This window comes from Mycobacterium zoologicum, from assembly GCF_020181635.2.
In the GTDB taxonomy this organism is placed as follows: Bacteria; Actinomycetota; Actinomycetes; order Mycobacteriales; family Mycobacteriaceae; genus Mycobacterium; species Mycobacterium zoologicum.
Window position 1 is genome coordinate 44,160 of the sequence record NZ_JAYJJS010000012.1, and the last position, 16,145, is coordinate 60,304.

At 68.6% G+C, this 16,145-nt stretch carries 18 protein-coding genes; 14 read left to right on the forward strand and 4 right to left on the reverse strand.

Annotated features, from left to right (window positions below; translation table 11 throughout):
- Positions 1–39: 39 nt before the first annotated feature.
- Genes K6T84_RS11730 through coaD form a run of 5 tightly spaced genes read left to right on the forward strand, consistent with a single transcriptional unit; the run spans position 40 to position 5,833 of the window.
- Positions 40–786: a DsbA family protein gene (locus K6T84_RS11730; protein WP_304621267.1), complete on the forward strand. Its 747-nt coding sequence runs from the start codon at positions 40–42 to the stop codon at positions 784–786.
- Positions 787–830: 44 nt separating this feature from the next.
- Positions 831–1,388 carry a vitamin K epoxide reductase family protein gene (locus K6T84_RS11735; protein ID WP_225402034.1) on the forward strand — a complete coding sequence of 186 codons (558 nt, stop codon included), beginning with the start codon at positions 831–833 and terminating at the stop codon, positions 1,386–1,388.
- A 10-nt stretch (positions 1,389–1,398) separates the two neighbouring features.
- A complete protein-coding gene (locus K6T84_RS11740) occupies positions 1,399–4,782 on the forward strand; it encodes a pyruvate carboxylase (RefSeq protein WP_225400319.1) in 3,384 nt (1,127 codons plus the stop codon).
- Entirely contained in the window at positions 4,779–5,333 is a 555-nt protein-coding gene (gene rsmD, locus K6T84_RS11745; RefSeq protein WP_224865850.1) for a 16S rRNA (guanine(966)-N(2))-methyltransferase RsmD, read from the forward strand. The genes K6T84_RS11740 and rsmD overlap by 4 nt, the downstream gene beginning before the upstream one ends.
- A gap of 23 nt (positions 5,334–5,356) precedes the next feature.
- Complete coding sequence (gene coaD, locus K6T84_RS11750; protein ID WP_224861324.1) at positions 5,357–5,833, forward strand: pantetheine-phosphate adenylyltransferase; 477 nt, start codon at positions 5,357–5,359, stop codon at positions 5,831–5,833.
- 3 nt (positions 5,834–5,836) lie between these two features.
- Here coaD and K6T84_RS11755 read toward each other — a convergent pair whose 3' ends face one another.
- Complete coding sequence (locus K6T84_RS11755) at positions 5,837–6,496, reverse strand: TetR/AcrR family transcriptional regulator (RefSeq protein ID WP_224861322.1); 660 nt, start codon at positions 6,494–6,496, stop codon at positions 5,837–5,839.
- A gap of 73 nt (positions 6,497–6,569) precedes the next feature.
- Between K6T84_RS11755 and K6T84_RS11760 the strand changes: the two genes are divergently transcribed.
- Genes K6T84_RS11760 through K6T84_RS11770 form a run of 3 tightly spaced genes read left to right on the forward strand, consistent with a single transcriptional unit; the run spans position 6,570 to position 9,870 of the window.
- Positions 6,570–7,304, forward strand: a complete 735-nt coding sequence (locus K6T84_RS11760; RefSeq protein ID WP_224861321.1) for a DUF1989 domain-containing protein — start codon at positions 6,570–6,572, stop codon at positions 7,302–7,304.
- Complete coding sequence (locus K6T84_RS11765; RefSeq protein WP_224861319.1) at positions 7,298–7,903, forward strand: urea amidolyase associated protein UAAP2; 606 nt, start codon at positions 7,298–7,300, stop codon at positions 7,901–7,903. Before K6T84_RS11760 ends, K6T84_RS11765 begins: the two co-directional genes overlap by 7 nt.
- On the forward strand, positions 7,900–9,870 hold the full coding sequence (locus K6T84_RS11770; RefSeq protein WP_225400318.1) for a 5-oxoprolinase/urea amidolyase family protein: 1,971 nt from the start codon (positions 7,900–7,902) through the stop codon (positions 9,868–9,870). Before K6T84_RS11765 ends, K6T84_RS11770 begins: the two co-directional genes overlap by 4 nt.
- On the opposite strand, the gene K6T84_RS11775 is transcribed toward K6T84_RS11770, so the two are convergent.
- Both K6T84_RS11775 and purU read right to left on the reverse strand, forming a co-directional pair.
- A complete protein-coding gene (locus K6T84_RS11775) occupies positions 9,867–10,421 on the reverse strand; it encodes a DUF4334 domain-containing protein (protein WP_225400317.1) in 555 nt (184 codons plus the stop codon). The genes K6T84_RS11770 and K6T84_RS11775 overlap by 4 nt on opposite strands.
- Before the next feature lie 44 nt (positions 10,422–10,465).
- Positions 10,466–11,371 carry a formyltetrahydrofolate deformylase gene (gene purU, locus K6T84_RS11780; RefSeq protein WP_225400316.1) on the reverse strand — a complete coding sequence of 302 codons (906 nt, stop codon included), beginning with the start codon at positions 11,369–11,371 and terminating at the stop codon, positions 10,466–10,468.
- 142 nt (positions 11,372–11,513) lie between these two features.
- Here purU and sepIVA point away from each other — a divergent pair, with 142 nt between their 5' ends.
- The 4 genes from sepIVA (at position 11,514) to mutM (ending at position 14,478) form a co-directional block, all read left to right on the forward strand.
- Positions 11,514–12,251, forward strand: coding sequence for a cell division protein SepIVA (sepIVA, locus tag K6T84_RS11785; protein WP_224861311.1), 738 nt, complete (start codon positions 11,514–11,516; stop codon positions 12,249–12,251).
- A gap of 92 nt (positions 12,252–12,343) precedes the next feature.
- Positions 12,344–12,928 (forward strand): YceD family protein, encoded by a 585-nt coding sequence (locus K6T84_RS11790; protein WP_224861309.1) that lies wholly within the window; start codon positions 12,344–12,346, stop codon positions 12,926–12,928.
- A complete protein-coding gene (gene rnc, locus K6T84_RS11795) occupies positions 12,925–13,635 on the forward strand; it encodes a ribonuclease III (protein WP_225396568.1) in 711 nt (236 codons plus the stop codon). Before K6T84_RS11790 ends, rnc begins: the two co-directional genes overlap by 4 nt.
- A gap of 6 nt (positions 13,636–13,641) precedes the next feature.
- Positions 13,642–14,478, forward strand: a complete 837-nt coding sequence (mutM, locus tag K6T84_RS11800) for a bifunctional DNA-formamidopyrimidine glycosylase/DNA-(apurinic or apyrimidinic site) lyase (protein ID WP_224861305.1) — start codon at positions 13,642–13,644, stop codon at positions 14,476–14,478.
- Between the two features lie 156 nt (positions 14,479–14,634).
- On the opposite strand, the gene K6T84_RS11805 is transcribed toward mutM, so the two are convergent.
- Entirely contained in the window at positions 14,635–15,411 is a 777-nt protein-coding gene (locus K6T84_RS11805) for a PIG-L deacetylase family protein (RefSeq protein ID WP_224861303.1), read from the reverse strand.
- 38 nt (positions 15,412–15,449) lie between these two features.
- Between K6T84_RS11805 and K6T84_RS11810 the strand changes: the two genes are divergently transcribed.
- Both K6T84_RS11810 and K6T84_RS11815 read left to right on the forward strand, forming a co-directional pair.
- Positions 15,450–15,860 (forward strand): OsmC family protein, encoded by a 411-nt coding sequence (locus K6T84_RS11810; RefSeq protein WP_224861302.1) that lies wholly within the window; start codon positions 15,450–15,452, stop codon positions 15,858–15,860.
- Complete coding sequence (locus K6T84_RS11815) at positions 15,853–16,128, forward strand: acylphosphatase (protein ID WP_224861299.1); 276 nt, start codon at positions 15,853–15,855, stop codon at positions 16,126–16,128. Before K6T84_RS11810 ends, K6T84_RS11815 begins: the two co-directional genes overlap by 8 nt.
- The last annotated feature ends 17 nt before the right edge of the window (positions 16,129–16,145 follow it).

A 16,145-nucleotide genomic window follows, 5' to 3' on the forward strand; every position in this document is an offset into this window, starting at 1 on the left:
AACCGCAAACCCACCACCGAAGACGAGGACCAACCGACAGTGGCCAGCAAACCCAAACGCCCCGGAGCCTCCGGCCTGCGGGCCAACGACCACAAGCGCAACCTCGCCATGCAGATCGGTCTCATCGCCGTCGTGGTGATCTTCGCGGTCGGCCTGATCAGCTACATCGTGCTGTCCAACAACCACAAGCGCGACGGCGCCAACCAGGCTATTCGGGTGACCTCGGCCAAGCTGGTCACCAAGGACGGCACAGGCGAGCCCAAGGCCGTGCTGGAGTTCTACGAGGACTTCCTCTGCCCGGCGTGCGGCAACCTGGAGCGGGCGTTCGGCCCGACCGTGTCGCGGCTGATCGACAGCGGCGCCATCGCCGCGGACTACCACATGGTCGCGATCGTGACCGGCCGTGACGACTACTCGATGCGCGCCGGTGCCGCGGCCTACTGCGTGGCCGACGAGAGCAACGACGCGTTCCGCCGGTTCCACACCGCGCTCTACACCAAGGAAATGCAGCCCGAGGAGACCGACACCACCTTCCCGGACAACAACCGTCTGATCGAGCTGGCCCGCCAGGCGGGCGCCGGCGGCAGCGTTCCGGCCTGCATCAACAGCGGTAAATACCTCAAGCTGGTCGACGGCATGGCCCGGGCCGGCGGCATCCACGCCACGCCCACGCTGCGGATCAACGGCGAGGACTACCGGCCGTCGACCCCGGAGGATCTGGTCGCCAAGATCCGGGAGATCGTCGGAGATGTGCCGGGTATGGAAGCTACGGCCAAGGAGTCGTGACCATCGCGGCACCGCCGGTCGAACCGTCACTGTCGCCGGCCCCGATGGGCCGCGCCTGGGCGGTGCTGATCGCCGGGGTCATCGGCCTGGTGGCCTCGCTCACGCTGACCGTGGAGAAGATCCGGCTGCTGGCCGATCCGGGGTACGTACCGTCGTGCAATCTCAACCCGGTGCTGTCCTGCGGGCCGGTGATGGCCACCCCGCAGGCATCGGTGTTCGGTTTCCCCAACCCGCTGATGGGGATCGTGGCGTTCACCGTGGTGGCGGTCACCGGGGTGCTGGCGGTCGCGAAAATCGAGTTGCCGCGGTGGTATTGGTTCGGCCTGACGCTCGGGACGCTGGCCGGTGCCGGGTTCGTGCACTGGCTGATCTTCCAGAGCCTGTACCGGATCGGCGCAGTGTGCCCGTACTGCATGGTCGTCTGGGCGGTCACCATGGCGCTGCTGGTGGTATTCGCAGGATTTGCACGCCGGCCCGATGCGCAACGCTTTAATTCGCAGCATTTACACCGATGGCGGTGGACCCTTGTTGCGTTATGGTTTATCGCGTTATTCCTGTTGGTATTCATCAGATTTCAGGACTACTGGTTGACGCTGTTGTAAGGGGTGCCCTGTGATCTCCAAAGTGTTGGTGGCTAACCGCGGGGAGATCGCTATCCGGGCGTTTCGTGCTGCTTATGAGCTCGGGATCGAGACGGTTGCGGTCTATGCCTATGAGGACCGTAATTCGGTGCACCGGCTCAAGGCTGATGAGTCTTATCAGATCGGCGAACCGGGCCATCCGGTGCGCGGCTATCTGTCGGTGGAGGCGATCGTCGGCGCGGCCAAGCGATGCGGCGCCGACGCGGTGTATCCCGGGTACGGTTTCCTTTCGGAGAACCCACGGCTGGCGCAGGCCTGCGCCGAAGCCGGCATCACCTTCGTCGGTCCGAGCGCGGCGGTGCTGGCGCTGGCCGGCAACAAGTCCCACGCGGTGGCCGCCGCACGCGAGGCCGGTCTGCCGGTACTGGTGTCCTCGGAGCCGTCCCGGTCGGTTGCCGAATTGGTTTCCGCCGCAGCCGATATGACCTTCCCGCTGTTCGTCAAGGCGGTCGCCGGCGGGGGTGGCCGCGGAATGCGCCGGGTGGCCGACTTCGACGGGCTGGCCGAGGCCGTCGAAGCCGCCAGCAGGGAGGCAGAGTCGGCGTTCGGCGACGCGACGGTCTATCTTGAACAGGCGGTGATCAACCCGCGCCATATCGAGGTGCAGATCCTGGCCGACACGCACGGCAGCGTGGTGCACCTATACGAGCGGGACTGCAGCGTGCAACGCCGGCATCAGAAGGTCGTCGAACTGGCTCCCGCGCCGAACCTGGATCCAGTTTTGCGGGACCGGATCTGCGCCGACGCCGTCGCGTTCGCCCGCCACATTGGTTACAGCTGCGCGGGTACCGTGGAGTTCCTGCTCGACGAGCGCGGCCACTACGTCTTCATCGAGATGAATCCGCGAATCCAGGTGGAGCACACCGTAACCGAGGAGATCACCGACATCGATCTGGTGTCGGCTCAGCTGCGGGTCGCGGCCGGGGAGTCCCTGGCCGATCTGGGTCTGCGCCAAGACGACATCGTGGTGCACGGCGCGGCGTTGCAGTGCCGGATCACCACCGAGGACCCGGCGAACGGTTTCCGGCCCGACACCGGTCGCATCACCGCCTACCGCAGCCCGGGCGGCGCGGGCATCCGGCTCGACGGCGGCACGAACCTGGGTGCGGAGATCAGCCCGCACTTCGACTCGATGCTGGTCAAACTGACCTGCCGGGGCCGGGATTTCTCCATCGCGGTCAAGCGGGCCTGCCGCGCGATCGCGGAGTTCCGTATCCGCGGGGTGTCGACGAACATCCCCTTCCTGCAGGCGGTTCTCGACGATCCGGACTTTCGTGCCGGGCACCTCACCACGTCGTTCATCGATGAACGTCCGCAGCTGCTGACCGCGCGTTCCTCAGCGGACCGCGGCACCAAGATCCTGACCTTCCTGGCCGACGTCACCGTCAACCAGCCGCACGGCGCGCGGCCGTCGGCGGCCTACCCGCGCGACAAGCTACCCCCGGTGGACTTGTCCGCCCCACCGCCGCCCGGTTCCAAGCAGCGGTTGGCCGAACTCGGACCAGACGGCTTCGCCCGCTGGCTGCGGGAGTCGCCGGCTGTGGGGGTCACCGACACGACGTTCCGGGACGCGCACCAGTCACTGCTGGCCACCCGGCTGCGCACCAAGGGGCTGCTCAACGTTGCGCCCCACATCGCCCGGACTACCCCGCAACTGCTGTCGATGGAGTGCTGGGGTGGTGCGACTTACGATGTGGCGCTGAGGTTTTTGAAGGAAGACCCGTGGGAGCGGCTGGCGGTGTTGCGGGAGGCACTGCCCAACATCTGTCTGCAGATGCTGCTGCGGGGCCGCAACACCGTCGGCTACACGCCGTACCCGGAACTGGTGTGCTCGGCGTTCGTGGCCGAGGCCACCGCGACCGGTATTGACATCTTCCGGATCTTCGACGCACTCAACAATGTCGACTCGATGCAAGCGGCGATCGACGCGGTACGCGAAACCGGCAGTGCGATAGCCGAAGTCGCCATGTGCTACACCGGCGACCTGACCAATCCGGCCGAGAATCTCTACACCCTGGACTACTACCTGCGGCTGGCCGAGCAGATCGTGGCCGCCGGCGCGCACGTGCTGGCCATCAAGGACATGGCCGGGCTGCTGCGGCCCGCGGCGGCGACCACTCTGGTGCGGGCGCTGCGCAGCCGCTTCGACCTGCCGATCCATGTGCACACCCATGACACCCCAGGCGGTCAGCTGGCCACCTATGAGGCGGCCTGGCACGCCGGCGCCGACGCCGTGGACGGGGCGTCGGGGCCGCTGGCCGGCACCACCAGCCAGCCCGCGCTCAGCTCGATCGTGGCCGCCGCGGCGAACACGGCCTATGACACCGGCCTGTCGCTGGAGGCCGTGTGCGATCTGGAGCCGTACTGGGAAGGCGTGCGAAAGGTATACGCGCCGTTCGAATCCGGGCTGGCCGGGCCGACCGGCCGGGTGTACCGCCACGAGATCCCGGGCGGCCAGCTGTCCAATCTGCACCAGCAGGCCAAAGCACTCGGTCTGGCGGATCGATTCGAGGAGATCGAGGCCAACTACGCCGGAGCCGATGCGGTGCTGGGCAGGCTGATCAAGGTCACCCCGAGCTCCAAGGTGGTCGGCGATCTGGCTCTGGCGCTGGTAGGGGCCGGCGTCACCGCGCAGGAGTTCGCGACCGACCCGGGGCGGGTGGACATCCCCGACTCGGTGATCGGATTCCTGCGCGGCGAACTGGGCGAGCCGGCTGGCGGCTGGCCGGAACCGTTGCGCACCAAGGCGCTGGAGGGCCGCGACCCGGCCCGAGGGGTGCAGCCATTGTCGCCGGAGGACGAATCCGTGCTCATGCTGTCCGGGCCGAAGCGCCAGGCGACGCTGAACCGGCTGCTGTTTCCCGGTCCCACCAAGGAATTCGAGGCGCATCGCGAACTCTACGGCGACACCTCGCAGCTCTCGGCGAATCAGTTCTTCTACGGGCTGCGCCAAGGGGAGGAGCACCGGGTCCGGCTGGAGCAGGGGGTGGAGTTGCTGATCGGGCTGGAGGCCATCTCCGAGCCGGACGAGCGCGGCATGCGCACGGTGATGTGCATCATCAACGGTCAGCTGCGCCCGGTGGAGGTGCGCGACCGTGCCATCGCCAGCGAGGTGCCGGTGGCAGAGAAGGCCGATCGCACCAAGGCCGGCCACATCGCCGCACCCTTCGCCGGGGTCGTCACCATCGGGGTGGCCGAAGGCGAGAAGGTCAGTGCCGGCCAGACCATCGCCACTATCGAGGCGATGAAGATGGAGGCCGCCATCACCGCACCGGCCGATGGCACCGTGGCACGGGTGGCGGTTTCGGGGACCGCGCAGGTCGAGGGCGGCGACCTGCTGGTGGTGCTGAGCTGACCCGCATCGTCGGCGGTGCGGCCGGTGGGCGGCGCATCGCGGTTCCTCCGCGCGGCACCCGGCCGACCACCGACCGGGTCCGCGAGGCGTTGTTCAACGTGCTCGACGCCCGCCTGGATCTGACCGGGATGACGGTGCTGGACCTGTATGCGGGCTCGGGGGCGCTGGGTCTGGAAGCGTTGTCGCGCGGCGCGTCGGCGGCGCTGTTCGTCGAATCCGACCGCCGGGCCGCCGAGGTGCTGGCCGGCAACATCGCCGCACTGGGACTGCCCGGTGCCACGCTGCGCCGTGGTGCCGTCGCAGCGGTGTTGGCCGGCGGGACACCGGCTCCGGTGGATCTGGTGCTGGCCGATCCGCCCTACGAAGTGGCTGCGGCCGACATCGACGCCCTGCCCGGGCTGTTGACGGCGGGCGGCTGGGTGGGGCCGGGCACCGTCGTGGTGATCGAGCGGGCGTCGTCGAGTCCCGCGGTGGGGTGGCCCGACGGCTGGCAGGCCTGGCCGGAACGGCGCTACGGCGACACCCGACTCGAGCTGGCTGAACTCGGCTGACGGTCCTGCTAGCGTCGTCGTCTATGAGTGGCGCGGTATGCCCCGGTTCCTTCGACCCGGTGACGCTGGGACACGTCGACATCCTGGAGCGTGCGGCCGCCCAGTTCGACGAGGTGGTGGCCGCGGTGCTGATCAACCCGGCCAAGCAGGGCATGTTCAGCCTGGACGAGCGCCTGGAGATGATCGGTGAGGCCACCGCGCACCTGCCCAATGTGCGCGCCGAATCCGGCCGCGGCCTGGTGGTCGACTTCGTCCGGGAGCGGGGACTGACCGCGATCATCAAGGGCCTGCGCACCGGCACCGACTTCGAGTACGAGCTGCAGATGGCGCAGATGAACAAGCACATCGCCGGGGTGGACACGTTCTTCGTGGCCACCGCGCCGCGGTATTCGTTCGTGTCCTCGTCGCTGGCCAAGGAGGTGGCGTCGATGGGCGGGGACGTCTCCGACCTGTTGCCCGAGCCGGTGAACCGGCGGCTGGCTGCCAAGCTGGGCTCCTAGGCCCTATCCGGGCGGGAGCTCAAGGCGCTCCGCGGTCGTCGCGCGCAGCCCGGCGAAACCCTTCGCGCACCCCAGCACCCGCAGCGCGGCCTCGGCGGTGGTCCACGGGTAGTCGGGCGGGCAGTCACCGTCGTCGGCGCGACGGTTGATCACGGCCTCGGTCAGCCGGAACGGTAGGTCGTCGGCGCCGGCAGCTCCGTCGTGCTCGGCGATCACCGCGGAAGCCAGCGTGCGGTAGTGGCTTCGCAGCTCTTCTCGGCACCGGTGGAACACCGCGAAGCGCTCGACGCGCAGGTCCGGCAGCAGATACAGAGTGCCCAGATTCCAAGTGCCGCCGCACAGTTGGGTGGCGTCGGCGACCACCAGTGTATGCAGCCGGGGAGCGGCGGGCCCGCCTTCGGCGAGCAGTTCGGCGGCCAGCTCCACCGAGGCGTCCACGGTGCCGGCCAACAATGCGTCGAGGATGTCGTCCTTGGCGGCGAAGTGGTGATACAGCGAGGCCTGCCGGATGCCGACACTCTCGGCGATGCGTCGCGTTGAGGTGGCGGCGTAGCCGACAGTGGTGAACAACTCCGCTGCCGCATCGAGGATCTCGTCACGCGCACTGCGCCCCGGCCGGCGAGATTCGACCAGCCTGGGCCGCCCACGTCGGTCGGTCTCCATAGCGCACCTCCTGGCATTTCTATCAAGTGATAGGTAACCATGTTAGGGTGCTGGCTGTCGAGAGGAGACGCCTGTGAACACCGATTCGGCCAGCGGCGCCCGGTCGCATGCCCGCGCCCAGGCCCGCCAGGCCGACATGCGGATGCCCGAGCCTCCCGACGGCGTTGACCCGGCGGCGCTGAGCTGGGCCGAGTCGATCCCGGCGAACGGCTACGCCACCAAGGTGCTCGCCCGCGGCAGCCGGATCCGGCTGATCGACGTCGACGGCGGCGCGTGCGCGCATCTGCTGCTGTACCGAGCCGAGTCGTCATGGGAGCGGCTGAATGTCGCCGACACCATGAAGGTGCCGTGGCAGGCATACCTGGGCACCGGGCATCCGCTGCTGTCCGATCAGGGCAGGGTGCTGGCCACCGTCATCGCCGATTCCTCGGGCCACCACGACATGCTGTGCGGGCCGAATGCCACCGGTCGGCAACTGCTGCTGTTGGGTGCGCTCAAACACGGCATGGACATTCGCGACGTTGCGCCGTCGCTGTCGCTGTTCCGCGGCGTGCGCGTCGACCCGGCAAGCGGCGCACTGGAATTCACCGGATCGGCCGGCCCGGGCGCGGTGGTCGACCTGCTGATCCACCTTCCGGTGCTGATGGTCATCGCTAATGCCGCGCACCCCCTTGATCCCGATCCGCCCGCCGCAGCATTGGACGTGCTGGCGTGGAAGTCGCCCGAGCAGTTGGCGCAGTTGTCCAACCACGACCCGGAATACCTGCGCGCCGTGGCGAACACCGAAGCGGTGGTGGCGGCATGGTGATCATCTCCGACGACGTGGTCCCCGCCCGCGCGCCGTGGTCGGCGGTGGTGGACGCCGGTGACCGGCTGGAGATCATCGACCTGAACGGCAACCAGGCCGTGGACTGCCTGCTCTACGACGCCGCCGACCACACCCGCCGCTACAGTGCCCAGGCCACCGTGGCCGCCCAGCGCAACATCTTCCTGACCACCGGCTCGGTACTGCGTACCGCCGACGGCACCGCGCTGATGACCGTCGTCGCCGACGACGTCGGCAATCACGACACCATCGCCGGAGCCTGCTCGCAGGAGTCCAACACGCTGCGCTACGGCCACCACACCGCCCACCAGCACGCCTGCGTCGAGAACTTCCTCGCCGAAGGCTCCAAACACGGCCTGGGCAAGCGCGACATCGTCTCCAACATCAATTGGTTCATGAACGTCCCGGTCGAAGCCGACGGCACGCTGGGCATCGTCGACGGGATCTCCGCGCCGGGCAAGAGCCTGACGTTGCGGGCCGAGACCGACACCTTGGTGCTGGTGTCGAACTGCCCGCAGATCAACAACCCGTGCAACGGTTTTGACCCCACCCCGGTTCGGACGGTGATCACCCGACCATGATCGGCATCGAGGTGGTCGCCCCGGGGCCGCTCACCACGGTGCAGGACTGGCCCGGACGCATCGGCTACTGGCATGTCGGGGTGCCGCCGTCGGGTCCGATGGACGACCTGTCGTTCCGTGTCGGCAACCAGGTACTCGGCAACCCCGAGGGCGCGGCCGGGCTGGAATGCACCCGATCAGGACCCGCCCTGCGCTTTTCGAGCCCGGCGTGGGTCTGTGTCACCGGCGCCGCGGTACCGGTTCACCTGGACGGCGTCCCGGTGCCGCAGTGGCACTCCGTGCGGGTACCCGCCGACGGGCTGCTGGAGATCGGCACCATCCCCGGACCCGGGACGCGCTGCTACGTTCTGGTCGCCGGTGGCATCGCGGAGACGCAATTCCTGGGCAGCGTAGCAACATTCACCCAGGGCGCATTCGGAGGACATCGGGGGAGAGCGCTGCGTGAAGGCGATCTGCTCAACGCCGCCGGCGGCGGCGCACCCGCGCTGTCCCGCGCCCCGTACGAGAGCCGGCCCAGCATCGGCCACCACTGGCAGCTGGCAGTCGCCGAGGGCCCGCACGCGGCGCCGGAGTTCCTGACCCGCGCCGATATGACAACCCTGTTCGCCACCGACTACACCGTGCACTTCAACTCCGACCGCACCGGCGTGCGGCTGGTCGGACCCAAACCGCGCTGGGCCCGCCCGGACGGCGGTGAGGCCGGCCTGCACCCGTCGAATATCCACGACACCCCGTACTGCGTTGGGACACTGGACTTTACCGGTGACACCCCGATCCTGCTCGGCCCCGACGGGCCCAGCCTGGGCGGGTTCGTCTGCCCGGTGACGGTGGTGCGCGGCGACCGCTGGAAACTCGGTCAGCTCGCACCGGGCGACACCGTGCGGCTGGTGCCGATCCGGGCCGGCCATGCCCCGCCGGTGGCGTCGCTGGGGCCGCGCCGCCGGGCGGCGATGCCGGTGGTCTCGGAATCCGGTGACGCCGACGACGGAGTGCTGACGCGCCACACCGGCCGAGATGGGACGGCGGTGACCATGCGCCGAGCCGGTGACGGCGGGATTCTGCTCGAATACGGCCCGATGACACTGGACCTGGCGTTGCGGGCACGGGTCCAGGTGCTCTACGACCAGGTCCGGGAGCGCGGACTGCCCGGGTTGGCCGAACTGACGCCCGGGGTGCGCTCGCTGCAGATCCAGTTCGACACCGAGCGGTCCTCGTGCGCCGAGGTTGTCGAGGAACTGGCCGCGATCGACGATGCGTTGCCGCCGTGCGATGAGCTCGTGGTGCCGAGCCGGTCGGTGCGCCTGCCGTTGAGCTGGGACGACCCCGGTACCCACGAGGCGATCCGCCGCTACATGTACGGCGTGCGGGCCGACGCGCCGTGGTGCCCGTCGAACATCGAATTCATCAGGCGCATAAACGGACTCGACGACATCTCGCAGGTGCACGACATCGTCTTCGGCGCCCAGTACCTGGTGCTGGGCCTCGGCGACATCTACCTCGGCGCGCCGGTGGCCACCCCGCTGGATCCGCGGCACCGGTTGGTGACGACCAAGTACAACCCGGCCCGCACCTGGACCCCGGAGAACGCCGTTGGCATCGGCGGCGCCTACCTGTGCATCTATGGCATCGAAGGACCGGGTGGCTATCAGTTCGTCGGGCGCACCACCCAGGTGTGGAACCACCAGCACGCCACCGCCGGCCTATTTGATACCGAAACGCCTTGGCTGCTGCGCTATTTCGACCGAATCAGCTTCTATCCGGTGAGCGCCGGGGAACTGCTGGAGTTACGCGCCGAAACCGCCGCGGGCCGCGGTGCGGTCGACATCACCGATGGTGAGTTCTCGCTGCCAGCCTACCGGAAGTTTCTCGACGGCAATGCCGAGAGCATCGACGGATTCCGCCGGCAACAGCACGCCGCGTTCACCGCCGAGCGCAGCGCGTGGCGCCGGTCCGGAGAGATCGGTTAAAGCAGTCTCAGTGAGTCGTCGCGGTACAGCACGAAGAAGTACGGCCGGTCGGAGCCCCGCAGGTCCATCGCCCCGATCACCGCGTCGGCGGATATCCGCCGGAAGACGTCGTTGACCGGCGCCTGGTCGTAGACCATTGTCGCGCTGTCGGTTCCGCGGTAGCGCGTGGTGCGCAGCCGAGCCCGGGCCGTCCGGGTCCGCAGCAGCGGCTGCATCAGGTTGATCGGCCCGAGGAACGACCGGGTCTTGAGCACCGGAAGTTTCGTGGAGATGCCCAGCACACTGAACGCCAGCACCGGGTTGAACGCCCACAGCGCGGACCCGTCCCGGGTGGGGAACAGCAGCGGGTGGACCGTCTCGGCGTCGACGAACTGCTTGCCCCACCAGCCGGTGGCGGCCAGCAGCCCGTCCAGCGGGTGTCCGGTCGGCAGCTCGGCGCCGTGCCAGGTGTCGATCATGAAATCGGGGTCGACCGCCTCGGCGGCGTCGAAGATCTCCAGCGCCTCGTCGGTGGTCGTCGGTACCGCCGGGAAAAGATCCGAAACGAGCATGTCGATCACCGTACTTGACAAGTGTCAACGAAGGCGAGTCCCGTTCAGAACACCACGGTTTCGCCTGCGACCCGCAGCACCCGGTCCTGGCAGTGCCACTGCACCGCCCGGGACAGCACGGCCCGCTCGACGTCGGCGCCCAACCGCATCAGGTCGGTCACGCTGTGGGTGTGGTCCACGCGCACCACGTCCTGTTCGATGATCGGCCCCTCGTCGAGCACCTCGGTGACGTAGTGCGCGGTGGCGCCGATCAGCTTCACGCCGCGCTCCCGCGCCCGTTGGTAGGGCGCCGCACCGATGAATGCGGGCAGGAAGGAGTGGTGGATGTTGATCAGCGGGCAGCCCAGCGTCTCGATGAACTCGCCGCTGATGATCTGCATGTAGCGCGCCAGCACCACCAAATCGACGTTGTCGCAGAGCAGTTGCAGCTGCCGCTGCTCGGCTTCGGATCGGATGTCGCGGGTGGCGGGGATGTGGAAGAACGGCACCCCGAACGGGCGGACCTGCTCGGCCAGGTCCGGGTGGTTGGAGATCACCATCGCGACGTTCATCTCCAGTTCCCCGCGACGGTTGCGCCACAGCAGATCCAGCAGGCAGTGATCCGTCCGGGAAGCCATGATCGCCACCCGTTTGGGTTTGGCCGCCTCGGCGAAGCGGTAGTCCATCGCGAAGCGGTCGGCCACCGTGGCGCCGAATCGTTCCCGCAGCCCGTCGATGGCGGCCGGCAGGCCGGGAAGGTGGAAGATCGCCCGCTGTACGAACGTCCCGTCTTCGGGGGCGGTCGAATGCTGGTCCAGCGAGATGATGTTGCCGCCGGCTTCGGCGAGGAAGGCGCTGACCGCGGCGATGATGCCGTGACTGTCGGGGCAGCGCAGCAGCAGTCGCCCGATGTTGGCCGTCGCGGCGTCCGGCGCGCCCGTACTGCCCGGACTCCCGGAAGTACTCGCCATGGCCGCCCTTCGCCGATCCGGATGTCAACGGCTCAGGGTACCGGTGTAGTGGACCAATATCCGACACACCGAGCAGCTAACGCAGTCACACACGCAACACCAGGCACACTAGTCACAACAACTAGGCCTGGAGGGTGCTGCCGTGTACCGAGTGTTTGAAGCCCTTGACGAGCTGGGCTCCATTGTTGAAGAAGCACGTGGCGTGCCCATGACGGCCGGTTGCGTGGTACCCCGCGGCGATGTCCTCGAGTTGATCGACGACATCCGCGACGCCATCCCCGGCGAGCTGGACGACGCGCAGGACGTTCTCGACGCCCGCGACTCGGTGCTCAACGAGGCCAAGGAGCACGCGGACTCGATGGTCAGTTCCGCCACCGCCGAATCCGGCTCGATGGTCAGCCACGCCCGGGCCGAGGCCGACCGATTGCTGGCCGACGCCAAGGGCCAGGCCGACCGGATGGTGGCCGAAGCCCGCGGGCACAGCGAGCGGATGCTCACCGAGGCCCGCGAGGAGGCCGGCCGGCTGACCGCTACCGCCAAGCGCGAATTCGAGACCGCCACCACCCGTGCCCAGGCCGAATGCGACCGATTGGTCGAGAACGGCAACGCCGCCTACGAGAAGGCCGTGCAGGAGGGCATCAAGGAGCAGCAGCGGCTGGTCGGGCAGAACGAGGTGGTGGTCTCGGCACGTGCCGAAGCCACCCGGCTCATCGACTCCGCCCACGCCGAAGCCGATCGGATGCGCGGCGAATGCGACATCTACGTCGATGCCAAACTGGCCGAGTTCGAGGACTTCCTCAACGGCACCCTGCGTTCGATCAACCGCGGGCGCCACCAATTGCGTACCGCCGCCGGGACGCACGACTACGCAACACGCTGACCGCCGGGTCTGATCGGCGGTCCAGCTTCGCCTCTCCTTCGTCGAGCCTTGCTACCGCCGGCGCGGGCTCGCCCGCTGCGTAGAATCGCGCCATGGCGAGACACCCGAACGCAGGAAAGCGGCAGCGGTCTTCGCCGTTCGTGGTCAACATCGCCCGGCTGGGCCGGCGCCCCGGCTCGATGCTGTCGCTTCGGGAGCAGCGTTGCAGTGTCGCGTCCATCGGTCTGGATCTGATGGCGATCCCCGCCGACGCCGAGGTGGACCTGGATCTGCGGATCGAGTCGGTCTCCGAGGGCGTGTTGGTGACGGGCTCGGTCTCGGCGCCCACCGCGGGTGAATGCGCGCGGTGCCTGCGGCCGATCGCCGGCGACATCGACATCACGCTGACTGAGCTGTTCGCCTATCCCGACAGCGCCACCGACGCCACCACCGACGACGACGAGATCGGCCGCGTCGTCGACGACTCGGTGGATCTGGAGCAGGCCATCGTGGACGCGATCGGTCTGGCGCTGCCACTGTCACCGCTGTGCGACCCGGATTGTGCGGGGCTGTGCCCGGACTGCGGGGTGGTGCTGGCAGAGGCGGAGCCGGGACATCATCACGACAAGATCGACCCGCGCTGGGCCAAACTCGCCGAGCTGGCCGGGCCGCCGGCGAACGACGACGGGGACAGGTGAGCCGTCCCCGCCGCGCCGTGCTCGATGCACTGGGCGTGGATCTGACCGATGAACTGCTCACGCTGGCGGTCACCCACCGCAGCTATGCCTACGAGCACGGCGGGCTGCCCACCAACGAACGGCTCGAGTTCCTCGGCGACGCCGTACTCGGGCTGACGATCACCGACGAGCTGTTTCACCGTCACCCGGACCGGCCGGAGGGCGACCTGGCCAAACTGCGCTCCAGCGTGGTCAACACCTCGGCGTTGGCCGATGTCGCACGGGGACTGACCGCCGACGGCCTGGGCGCCCACCTGTTGCTCGGCCGCGGCGAGGTCAACACCGGTGGGGGCGACAAGTCCAGCATCCTGGCCGACAGCATGGAGTCGCTGCTCGGTGCGGTGTATCTGCAGCACGGTATCGACACGGTGCGCGAGGTGATCCTGCGACTGTTCGGTCCGCTGCTCAACACCGCCGCCACCCTGGGCGCCGGACTGGACTGGAAGACCAGCCTGCAGGAACTGACCGCGGCGCGCGGTATCGGCGTGCCAAACTACCAAGTCAGCTCCACCGGGCCTGACCATGATCGGGAGTTCACCGCGACCGTCGTCGTCGCGGACACCGAATACGGCACGGGAGTCGGCCGGTCCAAGAAGGAAGCCGAGCAGAAGGCGGCGGCCGCGGCCTGGACGGCGCTGGACGCGCTGGACGCCGGCGCGCCCGGGTAGCAGCGCATGCCGGAGCTTCCCGAGGTCGAGGTGGTGCGCCGTGGCCTGGACACCCACCTGGTGGGCCACACCATCACCGGTGTGCGGGTTCATCACCCGCGTGCTGTGCGCCGCCATGAGGCCGGCCCCGCCGATCTGACCGGCCGTCTGCTGGGTGCGAAGATCACCGGCACCGATCGGCGCGGCAAGTACCTCTGGCTGCTGCTCGGTACCGGCGAGGCCCTGGTGGTGCATCTGGGCATGAGCGGGCAGATGCTGCTGGGAGAGTTGCCCGACAACAGGCACCTGCGGATCGCCGCGGTGCTCGACGACGGTACGAAGGTCAGCTTCGTCGACCAGCGAACGTTCGGCGGTTGGCAGCTCACCGATCTGGTCACCGTGGACGGAAGTCTGCTGCCGCTGCCGGTGGCCCATCTGGCCCGCGACCCGCTGGACCCGTGCTTCGATGTCGAATCGGTGGTGAACGTGCTGCGGCGCAAGCACTCCGAGATCAAGCGGCAGTTGCTGGATCAAACGGTGGTGTCCGGCATCGGCAACATCTACGCCGACGAGGCGCTGTGGCGCGCCGGAATTCGCGGCACCCGGATGGCCGACGCGTTGTCCCGGCCGCGGTTACGCGCGCTGCTCGGGGCGGCCGGGGCCGTGATGCGCGATGCGCTGGCGGCCGGGGGCACCTCGTTCGACTCGCTGTATGTCAACGTCAACGGTGAGTCCGGCTACTTCAGCCGGTCGCTGGACGCCTACGGCCGCGAAGACGAGCCATGCCGGCGATGCGGAACGCTCATCCGGCGGGCGAAGTTCATGAACCGCTCGTCGTACTACTGCCCGAAATGCCAGCGCTGACGCTGTCCCTTCCCCCGCCGAGCGTGCGGAAATGTTCGGTAAAACCCCTGGTCGAGGTGGACACTTCTGCACGCTCGGCATGGATGGCGGGCACGCTCGGCATGGATGGCGGGCACGCTCGGCATGGATGGCGGGCACGCTCGCCGCAGCTGGGCGTCATTCGAAGATGTCGCCGCACACCCGCCCCGGCGGCAGCGCCGGATCGACGAACCACTCCCGGCCCAAGAACGCACCGACCATCTGCGGGGGCAGCCACGACAGCGTGCCGAACAACACCGCCGCCACCCGGTTGTTTCCGACCTGCGAGCGATGCGCGGCGAACGCATCCCGCTTCTGCCGACCGTACCGAAACACGTTGATGCGGTGGGTGATTGCGGACCCCGGCGTGTAGGCGGTCGGCAGTATCTCGGGCTCATACGGCGCCGGCAGTCGCAGCGCCCGCGCGACCCTGCTGAGCCGGATCAGCATCTCCCGCGGCATGGTCGCCTCCAAAATCCGCGGTGTGCCCGCGAGTTCGGCGGCCCGCTTGCCGACGTGATGCACCTGCACATGATCGCGATGGCCGTAGCCGCCGTTGGCCTGGTAGCTGAGGAGCAGATCGGCGCTCTCGTCGCGCAGGATCGCGGCCAACCGCTGTGCGGCCTCCTCGACATCGGCGCGGGCGAAGCGGACCCGGCCCGGCGGGTCGGGATAGAACCGCGCACCGTAGCCGCTGTCGGCATAACCGAGGTGCTCGACCCGATGCACCCCGAGAGCGTCTGCGCTGACCCGTAATTCCTCGAGTCGCACGTCGTCGTCCTCGTTGTGGACGCGGCCGTCGGTGGCCACCACGAGCACCACCCGGTGCCCCTGGGCGACCGCCCGAGCCAGGGTTCCCCCGGTCAGCACCACTTCGTCGTCCGGATGGGCGTGGAAAGCGACGACAGTGGCCATGACCGCCCAGTATGCCCGGCGGCTGCCAAGATATCCCCATGACGAAGTTGTGGGTGGAACGCACCGGAACCCGTCGCTACACCGGGCGCAGTTCCCGGGGCGCGCAGGTGCTCATCGGCAGCGAGGACGTCGACGGCGTGTTCACCCCCGGGGAACTGCTCAAGATCGCCCTGGCGGCCTGCAGCGGCATGTCCAGCGACGCCCCGCTGGCGCGCCGGCTCGGTGACGACTACCCGGCGACGATCCAGGTCTCCGGTCCCGCCGACCGGGAGCAGGAGCGCTACCCACTGCTGGAGGAGACCCTGGAGCTGGACCTGTCCGGCCTGGACGACGCCGAGAGGCAACGCCTGCTGACCGTGGTGCATCGCGCCGTCGACCAGGTCTGCACCGTGGGCCGCACGCTCAAGTCCGGCACCGAGGTGCGGTTCGAGATCGCCCAACGTGACTGACGTTCGGCTGACGGCGTGGGTGCACGGTCACGTCCAGGGGGTCGGTTTTCGCTGGTGGACCCGCTCGCGCGCGCTGGAGTTGGGACTGACCGGATACGCCGCGAACCGCCCGGACGGCCGCGTCCAGGTCGTCGCGCAGGGCCCCCGCGAGGACTGCCGGCGTCTGCTGGATCTGCTGCAAGGCGGCGCCACACCGGGCCGGGTGGACACCGTGGTCGCGGACTGGATGGCCGCCGGGGACCCGATCGACGGGTTCGCCGAACGCTAGACCGGTAGTCTCACACC